Origin of the sequence: Escherichia sp. E2586, assembly GCF_005781105.1 — a bacterium.
In the GTDB taxonomy this organism is placed as follows: domain Bacteria; phylum Pseudomonadota; class Gammaproteobacteria; order Enterobacterales; family Enterobacteriaceae; genus Escherichia.
The window spans coordinates 1-14,312 of record NZ_VATN01000010.1 but is presented as its reverse complement, the minus strand read 5'-3'; the positions used below and the strand labels follow the sequence as shown (position 1 = coordinate 14,312).

Below are 14,312 nucleotides of genomic sequence, written 5' to 3'. Positions count from 1 at the left end.
CGTACAGGCAGCTTAGAAATCGCTGAGAGCGCCCGCAGTTTTCTCCTCTTTGTTCACTGCCGTACAGGCAGCTTAGAAAAGTGACATCTGTTTAGCTACAACATCGCTAATGTTCACTGCCGTACAGGCAGCTTAGAAAAACCTTTGGTTAGCGTCCAGACTGCGGTTAACGTTCACTGCCGTACAGGCAGCTTAGAAATGCCAGATAGTCAGCGCGCGGCGGTATGCGATGTTCACTGCCGTACAGGCAGCTTAGAAATCTCAGATTACCGGGACATTGGCTGTTGTCGGGTTCACTGCCGTACAGGCAGTTTCACAAATACGATGATGGCAGAAATTTAGCTGCGTTATGGCGCTCTCAACTCCGAACCATTAGCCTCAACGTGCAATAACAATTGTGATAATTGCGATAGAAATCAATTTCTCGCACAGAAATCAATGCTGTACTAATCCTAGCTCCTTCAAATAAAAATAATCACAGGATGTGTTTATGTCTTCCAATTACCTTACTCCATCTGACCTCAAAACCATTCTCCACTCTAAACGCGCCAATATTTATTATCTGGAAAAATGCCGGGTGCAGGTGAATGGTGGGCGAGTGGAATATATTACCAGTGAAGGTAAGGAGTCGTACTACTGGAATATCCCCATTGCGAATACCACGGCATTGATGTTGGGGATGGGAACATCCGTTACTCAGGCGGCGATGCGTGAATTTGCCCATGCCGGGGTGATGGTGGGCTTTTGTGGGACGGATGGCACGCCGCTGTATTCGGCAAATGAAGTTGATGTTGATGTCTCCTGGTTCAGTCCGCAAAGCGAATATCGTCCTACTGAATATCTTCAGCAGTGGGTTTCTTTTTGGTTTGCTGAAGATAAACGACTTGCCGCCGCGAAACGTTTTCAGTTAATCCGCCTGACACATATCGATAAGCACTGGACCAGCGCGAAAATGCAGCGTGAACACGCCTTTCAGCCTGATGCTAATGCACTGCAGACCCTACTAAATCGTACTCGTGAAGAAATAGACGCGGCAGAAAACCATGCGCAGCTTATGCTCGTAGAGGCCAAATTGACCAAAGCACTCTACAAAATGGTGAGCCAAACCGTGGGCTATGGCGACTTTACTCGCGCAAAACGGGGCGGTGGGATTGATATGGCTAACCGCTTCCTCGATCAGGGTAATTATCTGGCTTACGGTCTGGCGGCAGTGGCGGCGTGGGTAACCGGGATCCCGCATGGTTTAGCAGTAATGCACGGTAAAACACGTCGCGGCGGCCTCGTTTTTGACCTTGCCGATCTGATTAAAGATGCCCTGGTTATGCCACAAGCATTTATTGCCGCAATGGCGGGAGAAGATGCTCAGGAGTTTCGTCAACGCTGCATCAATATCTTTCAACAAGCAGATGCTCTGGATGTCATGATCACCTCTTTGCAAGATACGGCCCAGGCACTGGCTAAGGCTGATCAATGAATGTTCTGATTATCTCGCGCTGTACAAAAAACGCCCGCATGGAAAGCTGCCGTATTATTGATCAGTTTGCTGAACGCACCGGTGATGCCGCATGGCAAACGGTGATTACTCTGGAAGGCGTTAACACACTCCGCCGTTTACTGCGCAAAACAGCAAGGCGAAATACCGCAGTGGCATGTCACTGGCTGAAGAAGAACGGGCAAATGGAGTTGATGTGGATTGTGGGTAATATTCGTCGTTTTAATGCACAGGGACGCGTTCCCACGAATCGAACACCCCAAACCAGCCTGGTGAACAAGGAAGAAAATCGCTGGCAATGCGCGGAGAGCATTGCGCTGCTGGCGGCTATCGCCGGGTTGTTTCATGATTTTGGTAAAGCAGGACGCAGCTTTCAGCAAAGCCTGACCCATAAGAGCGCACGCAGTTATCAACCTTATCGGCATGAATGGATCTCACTGCGGCTTTTCCAGGCGTTTGTTGGTGAACAGCCAGACGATGTGTGGCTGGAGAAACTCGGGGAATTAACGGCAGATGATGAAGTTGCGATTCTTGAACGTCTACAAAAAGACACACCTCATTTTTCAAATAGTCCATTCAGTTCGCTGCAACCGCTAGCCAAGACGGTAGGTTGGCTGATCCTTTCCCATCATCGAATGCCGGAGAATCTTTCTTCACAGCCGGAACAATCATGCAAAGGGTGTGAAAGTTGGCTGGAGAAGCAACTGAATGCTGACTGGAATGCCGTTAACCACCGCAAAAATGACTGGACGCAACAGGATTTTGAGCAAGTCTGGCAGTTTCCATCAGGAACGCCGCTTCAAAGCGCGAGCTGGCGGGAAAAAGCGCGTCAGATTTCTCGCCGGGCAAGCAACGCGCTCGGTTTAAAGACATACGGGCAGATGGAACAGTTGTTCCCCTTACATATGGCGCGTTTTTGCCTGATGCTTGCCGATCACTACTATTCATCTAATAACGCGCAGCAAAAATGGCAGGACCCGGAATATATCGTCTGGGCAAATAGCGATCGCCAAAGCGGCACGCTCAAACAACGGGTAGACGAACATCTTGTGGGCGTCGCGCATCATGCGTATCTGCTTGGGCGGCAACTGATGCACACACGGGCATCGCTTCCGGCAATTGCCCGACATAAAGGTTTTAGCCAGCGGGCCACAGATGTGAAATATCGCTGGCAAGATAAAGCCTGGGATGTGGCGCGAGCGCTACGTGAACGAAGTCGTGAAGAGGGATTTTTCGGCGTCAATATGGCCTCGACGGGTTGTGGTAAAACCTTTGCGAACGCCCGCATTATGTATGCACTTGCCGACGAGCGAGAAGGGTGCCGATTTACCGTTGCGCTGGGATTGCGCACGCTGACTTTGCAAACCGGCGATGCTCTGCGCAGTCGGCTTGGACTGGGTGAGGATGAGCTGGCGGTACTGATTGGTTCGGCGGCAGTTAAGCAACTGTGGCAGCAGGAAAAAATAGACAATGATTACGGAAGTGCTTCACAAGAGTCGCCAACAGAGGAGCAACAGTTCGTTAAGTACGAAGGCAGCCTGCATACCGGGGCGCTGGAAAAATGGTTGAAGGATGACAGCAAACTTAAGGAGTTAGTTAGCGCACCGATTCTGGTCGCGACGATTGATCATCTTATTTCTGCGACCGAGGGTGTGCGTGGCGGGAAACAGCTTCCGGCGATGTTGCGCCTGTTAACCAGCGATTTAGTGCTCGACGAACCTGATGACTTTGATATTGCCGATCTTCATGCGGTATGTCGTTTGATGAACTGGGCCGGGATGCTAGGAACGCGGGTATTACTTTCCTCGGCGACGCTACCTCCAGGGCTGATTCAGGCGTTGTTCGCGGCTTATCTCGCCGGGCGTAAAATGTGGCAGACGTCTTGTGGTACCAACGGCAGGCCCGTCAATATCTGCTGTGCCTGGTTTGATGAAAAAGATGCTGATGCAACGCAAATTTGCGACGGGCCTGGGTTTCGTGATGCACATGCCAAATTTGTTGCACGGCGAGCGGTGATGCTGGCTGAAAAAGAGCGACTGCATTTCGGGCGTGTTGCTTCAATTTCATCTGCATCAAGCGCGATACAAGACGTTACCGAAAGTGTGGCCCAGACGGTGCATACGCAAATGCTGAAGTTGCATCAGGCGCATCGCCAGCGACACGAAAGCGGTAAAACCGTTTCGCTGGGCCTGGTGCGTTTCGCGAATATCAACCCACTGGTTGCGGTGACCAAAGCCCTGATTGCCATTCCTTCACCAGAAGATGTCTGCATTCATTACTGTGTTTACCACTCCCGACACCCGCTGGCGGTGCGTTCAGATATTGAGAAGCGGCTGGATCGCGCTTTTACTCGTCATAACGAACTCGATTTCTGGAGCAACGAAGATATCGCAGATGCCTTACATAACAGTCCGGAATCGCACCATCTTTTTGTGGTGTTGGGGACATCGGTTATAGAAGTGGGGCGTGACTGGGATGCGGACTGGGGAATTATTGAACCAAGCTCCATGCGTTCGATTATTCAATTTGCCGGACGTATTCAGCGCCACCGTAGAAATGTGCCGACCAGTGAGAATCTAGTTATTTTGCGTAGCAACATCAAATCATTGCAGAAAAAAGCCCCCGCATTTTGTAAACCAGGTTTCGAAACAAAAGAACACTTGCTGAATAGTCACGATATTTGCGAGCTGATTCCGATCGCGGACTACCGGACGATTAACGCCTTGCCGCGGATCCTGTCTGCCAATAATGACAACAAACTGGCGGAGCTTGAGCATGGTCGTTTATCCGCCGAATTAATGAGCAGTAAAAGCAAACATGTGGTGGCGGCGCAATGGTGGCGTGCACCGCTAAGCTGGAACGGCTGGATGCAACGCCAGACGCCATTTCGTTATTCCCCTTTGCCGGAGGCGGTGTTTTTTTTGCATATGGATGATGAAGAAAGCGAAGCGCGTTTCTATTCCCGCACGGGCGACAACGAGCGTAAAGCGCAAGGGAATTTCAGGCGAGAAGAGGTGAGATGCGCCAGCGGCGTCGCTTGCTGGGGCGTGATGGATTACCGACACGTTTTGTTGAATTTAGCTGATAAGCAAGGTTGTGAAATACAGCGTGTTGGAGAAATGTTTGCTGAAGTGAGAGTACCGGTCAGTGAAGAAGATGCGGTCGATGACTGGCGTTATCACCCGTGGTTAGGGGTGTTTCGCAACCTGTGATAGGGGGCGAGCTGCCTGTGCGGCAGTTTACAAGTCCGTATCCGGAGATACCTCTATTTCTTAGCTGCCGATGGCAGTGCGTGAATGTTAGTTATTAAACCATTGTGTGGCAAATATTTTATGCATGGTAATATCACTCTTGGTTATTGCATGGGTTTAACTAGATTGAAACGTAGATACCTCTAGGTGAACTATCCATGATTATCACCACGGGCGTTGCCCCTTTTGCTGTGTGTGTCGTTGTACTGAAGCCTGGTTGGGCTACGGAGATTTTTCAGTGAAGTCAGGGAGCAACTTCAATTTGATGGATTAACGAAAGGAGCCGAGATGGAAAAAACGGCGCTAATACAATTTATAACTGACTACATCCCTTCGCGAAGGCAACCCAAAATCGAAGCCTTTGAAAAAGAAGCAGCAAAGCGACTGGAGCAGGGCGAGGACGCCAGCGTTATCGCTCTGGAGCGACAGGAACTCGAAGCACGCTACCTGCCACGTAACTGGTTAACGGATGCGGCAAAGCGTGCCGGGCAAATCAAATTAGTCACTCATGGCGCTAAATTCAGTCATGGTGATTCTAAAGCCAGTAGCTTTTATCTGGAAACCTCCGCTAACGAAAGCTATTTAAACACGGCATCGTTGGTGAATGTCGCTACTGACGCGATTGGTAACGCAGCCGCACTTGACGTCGCAAAGTTGCTACAAACCGATGTGAACGGAGATTCACTGCTTGCCAGCCTGAAGCGTGGTGATTATCAGGCATTAAGTACGTTTGCAGAGGATAAAGCGCAACTGGAGTTGTGGGTAGCTGGGTTTAGCCAGGCATGGACAACTGGACAGCCTGCCAGCCATAAACTGGCAAAACAAATCTATTTCCCTGTTGCAGATAGTTATCACCTGTTATGCCCACTGTTTTCCAGTTCACTGGCGCAGGCGATGTATGAAAAGCTAACGGCTGTTCGCTTTAGTGAGGAATCGAAAGCCATTCGCGATGCCCGCAAAGCAGGAAAATGGCACTCCCAGCCAGATATCCGGTTTCCTAATCTTGCCGAAATGCATTTTGGTGGCACAAAACCGCAGAATATTTCTCTGCTCAATAGTGTGCGTGGTGGTCGTGTCTGGCTGTTGCCATCAATGCCACCTACCTGGGAGACGCTGGATCGCGCACCACAAAACATGCGCAGTATTTTTTCCCTACGCGGCGATTTCAATCGGGCGGCTTCAGGCATCGTAGCCCGGATGACTTACCTGCTGAAGGTTGACATAAACAATGTTCATATCCGAACTGCGCGGGCGAAATATATTGATGAGTTGATTGATCTGCTGTTCATGCAGGCGTCTTCATTTCAGCAAGAAAAATGGCAGGGATGGTCCGTGCAATCACCAGACTTACCTCGCCACCAACAACTTTGGCTGGACCCGTGGCGAAGCCTCTCAGATGAGACTTTCAAACAGGAGCGTGAGAAAAACGACTGGCAAGAGACGGTAGCCGATGATTTCGCGCGCTGGCTGAACTACCGACTAAAAAAAGCCCGTTTCGATGTCGGTGCTGTCGAGCAAAGGGAGTGGCGCAGTCAGTCCCTTTTTACTCAACGGATGCGTGAAATGGAAGCCGTTTTGCAGGAGGCGCTGAAATGAGTTATCTGCTCTTGTTACCCCATCTACGCATCGAAAACGCTAACGCCGTCTCCGGGTTGACCTGGGGATTCCCGTCGATGACCCATTTTCTCGGTTATGTCCATGCGCTTTCTCGAAAAGTCGTGGATGAATTTGGCGTAAGTTTTGACGGTTGTGCGGTAGTAAGCCATGAACAGCATATTCAGGCGTACAGCTCCGGGCGCGATTTTCAATTCGCTCTCACCCGTAACCCATTAACCAGAGAAGGTAAAACCGCCTCGTTCAATGAAGAGGGCCGTATGCATCTGACGGTTTCTCTGCTGATTGAATGTAATGGCGAAATTACCAATGGTGAATATGGCAGAAAAGCTCTTTGCGACCATCTGAAAATGCTCTGCCAGAGCCACAAACTGGCGGGCGGCAGCATTGTTGACATGCGCGAACCACAGCTTTTTCATGCCCCTGAAGATGAAAAGCAACTGCGTAAAATCATCTGGCGTTTAATGCCTGGCTATGCGCTTTACGATCGCAGTGAATGGCTGGCTGAACATCACCAACAACATCCCGACATATCGTTGCTTGATGCCTGGCTTGATTTTGCTGCGATTAAATATCAGGCCGAATCTCCGGCAGAAGACAACAGCGCACAATGGGTATACCAGCCGAAGCCAATGCCTGGTTTCCTGGTACCGTTAATGTGTGGCTACCAACGCATTTCTCCTGTTTACGCACCCGGTGAAGTTGAAAATGCGCGCGATACCTCAACACCATTTGCCTTTGCCGAAGCAGTTTATGGCATTGGCGAATGGCGCGGATTACATCGTATTACTGGCTTGCAACCGCTGATGTGGCGTTACCGTACAACGGACACTGGCTACTATTGCTCGGCAATACCAGTCGTTGATGACCCTACGATTAATGAAGATGACGATACAGAATAAGGACATAATTATGGCAAAGGCCCCTGTAGCAGTAAAAACGGCGTCAGTACTGGCATTTGAGCGCAAACTGGCAACCTCTGACGCGGTGATGTACGCAGGTAACTGGCAAGGAAATGAATGGCAACCTATTGAGATTCAGGAGAAAGCCGTTCGCGGAACCATCTCCAATCGCCTGAAAGATGCAATTTCCAGTAATGCGTTAAAGCTGAATGCAGAAATCCAAAAAGCCAACTTGCAGCGGGTAGATGTAGCCTCGCTTCCGGTAGATGCGGATACGCTAAAAGTGGTGTTTACGCTGCGCGTGCTGGGTAATTTATCCTCACCTTCAGTATGTAATGATATGGCCTATCAGGAGGCGCTTTCCGGCGTTATTGAAGGTTATATCAGTGAATATGGCTTTAAAGAGCTGGCGCTTCGCTATGCCCTGAATCTGGCAAATGGTCGTTTTCTGTGGCGTAACCGTATCGGTGCCGAACAAATTCAGGTGAAAGTTACCGCTAACGACAAATCATGGACTTTTAACAGCCATGACTTCTCTTTACGTCAATTTGAACAGGGCCAGAGTAGCGTCACGAAACTGGCGGCAACGATTGAACAAGGATTAAGCGGAAAAGAGTGGGTGATGCTTACCGTTGAAGCGCAGGTTCGCCTCGGGGCCGGGCAAGAAGTTTTCCCGTCGCAGGAGCTGGTACTCGACAGCAGTAGTAATAAAAGTCGCGTGTTATACCAGGTGGCTGGCATTGCCGGTATCCACTCTCAGAAGATTGGCAATGCTTTACGTACCATCGATACCTGGCATCCAAAAGTGGATGAATTAGGTGCTATCGCCGTGGAACCTTACGGTTCTGTAACCAGTCGCGGTGTGGCCTGCCGTCAACCGAAAGAAAAACTCGACTTTTATACCTTACTCGACAATTGGGTGACTAAAGGGATGAAACCAGACGTTGAGCAGCAGCACTACGTGATGGCTGTGCTGATACGCGGCGGTGTCTTTGGTGAGAAATCGGAATAAGGAGCTGCCAATGGATCACTACCTTGAGATCCTCGTTCTACCAGATCCTGAATTTTCGAGCGAAATGTTGATGGCGGCGTTATTTGCCAAACTGCATCGGGCATTAGGTGCAAGAGGGCAAGGCGATATTGGCGTAAGTTTCCCGGACGTAAATGTTATGCCAGGAGCGCGTTTACGCTTGCATGGTAGCGCCCAGACATTACAGGCGCTTGAAGCCTCAGCGTGGCGTAAAGGACTAACGGACTATTGCCAATGTTCACCTGTCACTCCCGTTCCAGAAATAAAGGGCTGGCGAGTAGTAAGCCGTGTGCAGGTTAAAAGTAACCCCCAGCGTCTGTTAAGGCGTTCAGTGAAAAAAGGCTGGCTTACTGAAGAACAGGCGATTGAGCGACTGGCGATGCAAGCTGAACAGCGGACCGACTTACCTTTTCTTAATATGAAGAGTTTGTCGAGTCAGCAACAGTTCAAATTGTTTATCCGACACGGGGATTTGCGTACAGAACCGGTTAAAGGGGTATTCAGTAGTTATGGATTAAGCGCAACCGCTACAATTCCCTGGTTTTGATTGGTTAGTTGTAATGTATAAAAGACCTGACCTTACCTTACCGTCAGGTCTTTTTGTCTATTGAAAAGCCTATTTCTGGCTGGAAATAGAATAAAGAGTTCAATACCTAACATTGTCATCAGTATACGGATATTTATTTAAAATAAACAATCCGCAATTAATTATACGTATTAATCTACCGTGCAAAGACATCAAATAATGCCGAATAGTAAACAAGGTGAATATTTTTATGGGTATTTTTTGTTTGTTATGTGTTTTTTATAATTTGATTTAAATCACGAAAACAACTTGTTTACATTGCGATAGCAAATGTAATTTGCGAAATTCATTTCCGAGAGGACAAAGACTCTTAATCACCTAGAATAAATTAGTTAAGGAATAGACTATGAAACGTTCAATTATTGCAGTTGCAGTATTATCTTCTCTTTTTATGAGTGCAGGGGCTTTTGCAGAGGAGGGGAGTGAACAGGGTGAGTTAGTTATTACCGGTAATATAGTTGGAACTACATGCCAATTTATCGGAAATAGCCAGGCTACTATTGCTATGAACGATATTGGTGAAGATCAATTTAAAGATCAAAGTGCCGGATTTATCTACAATGGTTATTCAAATAAGACAACTGTACCGCTGACGGTTAAATGTTCAGAAGGCAAGACTCCCAGAATTACGTTTTCCAGAAGTCAGTTTGATGCAAATCGTAGCGATATCACCATTAATACTGCGGCAAACCAAAATGGTGCTGGTTTTGCTGTCTACTATGAGAGTGCAGATGGGCGATCTCAAAAGATTGAAGGTGATAAAAGTATTGAGTTAGGACTAGATGAGTCTAATGAATATACATTAAATTTCAGTGCGAAATACGCGCAATCAGGTGATACGGTGACTTCTGGCCCGGTTAACTCTGCACTGACAATGACTGTCGTGACAGATTAATATCGTGTTTATCGGCGGCTTCGGTCGCCGATTTCTCAAACAAGGATTGTTTAATGAAAAAATTAATAGCCTTCTTGCTGGCCGGCATAGTCACGCCTGCGTGGAGTGGTGTCTATATCTACGGCACTCGTGTTATTTATCCAGAACAGAAAAAAGAGATTACCGTTCAGTTAATGAATGAAGGTAATCGTAGCGCCCTGGTTCAGTCATGGATTGATGATGGCGATACCAGTCTACCCCCAGAAAAAATTCATGTTCCGTTTGTGTTGACGCCACCGGTAACTCACATAAAAGGTGGCGAGGGACAACAACTCAAGATCAAAAAATTGGCGAATACCCTACCTAAAGATCGCGAAAGCTTGTTCTTTCTCAATGTCCTGGACATTCCACCTAATAGTGAGAAAAATGAAGGTAAAAACCAGATTAAATTCGCGATGCAAAACCGCATCAAATTTATTTATCGTCCGGAGGGTATAGCTGGTGTCGATAAAGGAAGTTTTTCTCGACTGAATATAAGAACTGTCAGTAATGGTATTAATATAAAAAATAATTCAGCGAACTGGATAACTATTCCTGAACTGAAAGGTAATACCAAATTAAATAAAGAAACGCTGGTGCTAGCACCCTGGTCAGAACAGACCGTCACCACATCTTCCGTTGTTAGCCAGTACAATGTAACGCTGATTGATGATCATGGAAACTATTTGAATGAAAAAGTAAAAACCGTCAAATAGATCAGGGATTGATTATGTCTAAACTTAATTCTATTACACTGGCTATCCTGTCGGTGTTGGCAACTTCGTCTGCATGGGCGGAAGATGAAACATTTGACACCCATTTTATGATTGGCGGATTAAATGGGGAAAAAATTTCTGACTATCATATTGATAGTGATAGGCCGATGCCCGGTATCTATGATATGGATGTTTACCTGAATAATCAGTGGCGCGGACATTATAATGTCGATATTAAAGATGATCCGGATGCAACATGTTTATCCTGGGTGCAGTTAAAGCAAATAGGTATCCTCACTGAAGGCATTAATATTGATAAAGGCGTAGAATGTGTACCACTTCGGGAAGCGGTACAGGGCGGCAGCGTTGACTATGATATTGGGCATTTTAACCTGAAGTTAAGTGTACCCCAGGCCTATGTCGTTGAGTATGAACGCGGATATGTCCCGCCTGAGGCTTGGGATCGCGGGATTAACGCATTATATACGTCTTATTATGCCAGTCAGTATTACAGTAATTATAAGCACGGAGGAGATAATAAAAGTAGCTATTTAAATCTGAATAGTGGTTTGAATCTTCTGGGCTGGCAGTTGCATTCAAATGCCAATTATACGAAAAGTGACGAGAGCAGCGGTAAATGGAAGAGTAACACGTTATATCTGGAGCGCGGAATTCCACAAATTCTTGGCACATTGCGTGCTGGTGAAATGTATACCGGTTCTGATGTTTTTGACTCCGTGCGTTTTCGCGGTGTACGCCTTTGGCGCGATATGCAGATGTTGCCGAACTCTAAACAGAATTTTACTCCAGTGGTGCGTGGTGTTGCCCAAAGTAACGCACTTGTCACTATCGAACAAAATGGCTTTGTGGTTTACCAGAAAGAGGTTCCGCCAGGTCCATTCGCCATTGATGATTTGCAACTTGCTGGTGGTGGTGCAGATCTGGAAGTAACCGTTAAAGAAGCTGACGGTTCGGTGTCGCGTTATCGTGTACCTTATTCATCCGTACCAAATATGTTGCAACCGGGCGTTTCGAAATATGAATTTGCTGCCGGACGTAGTCGTATTGAGGGCGCCAGCAATCAGTCGGATTTTATTCAGGGAAGCTATCAGTATGGCCTTAATAATTTGCTGACTCTCTATGCTGGCACGCAGTTGTCTGATAATTACTCATCGTTTGTTCTCGGCACGGGATGGAATACACCGATTGGTGCTGTATCGGTTGATTTTACCCATTCCCACAGTGAACAAGATAACGGTGATGTATTTAATGGTCAAAGTTATCAGATTGCCTGGAACAAATATCTCTCTCAAAGTGGAACGCAATTTTCGCTGGCGGCCTGGCGTTATTCTTCTCGAGATTATCGTACTTTTAACGATCACGTGTGGGCAAATAACAGGAAAAGCTATAATCGAGAAGATGACTCAGTTTATGATATCGCCGACTATTATCAGTATGATTTTGGTCGTAAGAACAGCTTTTCTGTAAATATAAACCAGTCATTACCGGAAAATTGGGGATATCTGTCGGTCAGCGGTCAATGGCGGGATTATTGGGAACGCAGCGGGACAGGGAAAGATTATCAACTCAGCTACTCGAACTCCTGGGAACGCCTTAGTTATACCTTGTCTGTTAGCCAGACCTACGATGAAGATAACCGCGAAGATAGACGCATTAACTTATATTTCTCAATTCCCTCCTCGTGGGGCGATGGAATCACTGAAAAACGACGAGATTTATTTGTTTCTAACTCAACCACTTTTGATAAAGACGGCTATCGGTCGAATAATACCAGCCTCAGCGGTGTAGCGGGGAGTCGCGATCAGTTCAGCTACGGGGCTAACTTAAGCCATCAACACCAGGGCAGCGAAACAACAGCAGGTGGAAACCTGACCTGGCGTGCGCCATTGGCGACTATTGGTGGCAGCTATAGCCAGTCGAAAAAATATCAACAGATTAGCGGTAATATTCAAGGCGGTTTAGTCGCGTGGTCAGACGGTGTGGCACTGGCTCCCAGACTTTCCGATACGTTCGCCATCGTCAAAGCGCCGGGACTGGAGGGAGCGGCGGTGCAGGGATACCGTTACCTGACAACGAATAGCAGAGGCTACGCTATTTATGACAACCTGACGCCGTATCGTGAAAATACGTTGATGTTGGATATTGCCGACAGTAAAAGCGATGTGGCGCTACTGGGTAACCGTAAAAACACCGTTCCTTATCGTGGTGCGGTAGTGATGACGCAGTTTGAGACTGATAAACGCAAGCCCTGGTATTTCATCTCCCAACGACCTGATGGCTCTCCGTTGCCGTTTGGTTATGAGGTTGAAGATGAAAGTGGCAATAATGTGGGCTTAGTAGGACAGGGAAGTCGGATATTTATTCGCACCAATGATGTTCCCGCGTCGATTCGCGTCTCGGTTAATAAACAGCAGGAACAATTCTGCACTATTACCTTTGATAACGTTATTGATGAGAATAAAGTTTATATTTGTCGTTAAAGGATTTGTTTATGAAGAAATATTGGTTTTTGTTTTTACTGGCTTTGCCATTTTTGGGACAGGCTAAATGTACCTTGGGGCCTAATACAACAGCAAGCCAAACGATAGAACTAGATATGGCACAAGATACGGTAACGGCTGTGATTAATACAAACTTAGTGGATACGTTCACATGTAATGCAACAAGCGATAAAATGTATTATGCAACACCGTTAAAAGATTATATCGTTGAACTTAGAGAGTCTGATTCGGGGAAATCAATTTTTATGAAATTTAACCTTGAGAGTAGTGGTTTTCCTGTTTCTACTGGAACTGATTCCTTGGGTGCTTCTCCAAAAGAATATAACACTCAGGATGTTATAAATACCAAGCCATTCACTCTTAAGGCAGAATATGTTGCACCAACGAGTAAAGTAGACCATACAATAACCACCAATATCGACAAGATAACCATCCCGCGCCCCGCTATTAGCATACTAACAGATAACTCTTGCAATAATAATATCATATCATGGCTTTATTGTTGGTTTTCTGGGCGACTAAATAGTGATGTTTCTTATACTCAGAATATAGAATTTAGCATCAAACACAAACCTACAACCTGTAGTTTCTCGCAACCGACTTACGAAATAAGAATGCCAGAAACAACGATAAGTGAGATGCAATCTGCCAATAACACAAAATCAGGTTCTATAGATCTGGTTTTAAATTGTGACAGTGTTTATAACGTCACGACTAATCCAGTGACTTTTAAAGTTGCGCGCGGTGAATGGGATGATAGTGGAACCATTCTGAAAAACACATCGCTTAATGGTGCTAAAGGGGTTGGGTTCCAGATTTATAATGGCAACGCAACGACACCGTTAAAGATGGGCGATACTCTGATGAATAAACTAACTAAAATGACGGCCATTGAGAATCAGTACACCTTCCCGATTACCGCGAAATATGTCCGCGTGAAGGAGGAAGCACTACAGCCTGGAGAAGTCCAAAGCAAAGCCATATTTGCCGTATCCTACGACTAGTGGGTATAGTAATCAGCCACTGATTTTCACGTACTTTCGAAGAGGAAGTACGTGTTTTTTATTTAAGGCGCATTAATGCGAAAAAAAAGCCCGTACTTTCGTACGAGCTCTTCTTTGAATATGGCGGTGAGGCGGGGATTGACTCGCTTCGCTCGCCCTGCGGGCAGCCCGCTCACTGCGTTCGCGGTCTGTCCAACTGGCTGCCGCCAGTTGTCGAACCCGGGTCCGGGCTTCTCACCCCGCCAGGACGGGTCACATGCGAAAAAAAGCCCGTACTTTCGT

General features: G+C 47.0%; 10 protein-coding genes and 1 CRISPR repeat array. All 10 genes read left to right on the top strand.

What is annotated here, in order from left to right; genetic code table 11:
* Positions 1–51: 51 nt before the first annotated feature.
* Positions 52–319: a CRISPR direct-repeat array (repeat unit 28 nt; unit sequence GTTCACTGCCGTACAGGCAGCTTAGAAA).
* 171 nt (positions 320–490) lie between these two features.
* Positions 491–1,474 (top strand): type I-F CRISPR-associated endonuclease Cas1f, encoded by a 984-nt coding sequence (gene cas1f / locus FEK50_RS12425; RefSeq protein WP_131162676.1) that lies wholly within the window; start codon positions 491–493, stop codon positions 1,472–1,474.
* Complete coding sequence (gene cas3f, locus FEK50_RS12420) at positions 1,471–4,704, top strand: type I-F CRISPR-associated helicase Cas3f (protein ID WP_131162677.1); 3,234 nt, start codon at positions 1,471–1,473, stop codon at positions 4,702–4,704. The genes cas1f and cas3f overlap by 4 nt, the downstream gene beginning before the upstream one ends.
* Before the next feature lie 327 nt (positions 4,705–5,031).
* Entirely contained in the window at positions 5,032–6,339 is a 1,308-nt protein-coding gene (gene csy1, locus FEK50_RS12410) for a type I-F CRISPR-associated protein Csy1 (protein ID WP_135524506.1), read from the top strand.
* Positions 6,336–7,259: a type I-F CRISPR-associated protein Csy2 gene (gene csy2, locus FEK50_RS12405; RefSeq protein WP_131162679.1), complete on the top strand. Its 924-nt coding sequence runs from the start codon at positions 6,336–6,338 to the stop codon at positions 7,257–7,259. The genes csy1 and csy2 overlap by 4 nt, the downstream gene beginning before the upstream one ends.
* A gap of 10 nt (positions 7,260–7,269) precedes the next feature.
* The gene (csy3, locus tag FEK50_RS12400; protein WP_131162680.1) at positions 7,270–8,271 is read left to right on the top strand and encodes a type I-F CRISPR-associated protein Csy3; all 1,002 of its coding nucleotides are present in this window, start codon (positions 7,270–7,272) and stop codon (positions 8,269–8,271) included.
* Positions 8,272–8,281: 10 nt separating this feature from the next.
* Positions 8,282–8,836, top strand: coding sequence for a type I-F CRISPR-associated endoribonuclease Cas6/Csy4 (gene cas6f / locus FEK50_RS12395; protein ID WP_130261260.1), 555 nt, complete (start codon positions 8,282–8,284; stop codon positions 8,834–8,836).
* A gap of 385 nt (positions 8,837–9,221) precedes the next feature.
* Positions 9,222–9,770 carry a fimbrial protein YehD gene (gene yehD, locus FEK50_RS12390; protein ID WP_131162681.1) on the top strand — a complete coding sequence of 183 codons (549 nt, stop codon included), beginning with the start codon at positions 9,222–9,224 and terminating at the stop codon, positions 9,768–9,770.
* Between the two features lie 53 nt (positions 9,771–9,823).
* Positions 9,824–10,504 carry a fimbrial assembly chaperone gene (locus tag FEK50_RS12385; protein WP_131162682.1) on the top strand — a complete coding sequence of 227 codons (681 nt, stop codon included), beginning with the start codon at positions 9,824–9,826 and terminating at the stop codon, positions 10,502–10,504.
* Between the two features lie 14 nt (positions 10,505–10,518).
* Positions 10,519–13,005, top strand: coding sequence for a fimbrial biogenesis outer membrane usher protein (locus FEK50_RS12380; protein WP_131162683.1), 2,487 nt, complete (start codon positions 10,519–10,521; stop codon positions 13,003–13,005).
* Positions 13,006–13,016: 11 nt separating this feature from the next.
* Positions 13,017–14,030, top strand: a complete 1,014-nt coding sequence (locus FEK50_RS12375; protein WP_131162684.1) for a fimbrial protein — start codon at positions 13,017–13,019, stop codon at positions 14,028–14,030.
* Positions 14,031–14,312 lie beyond the last annotated feature (282 nt).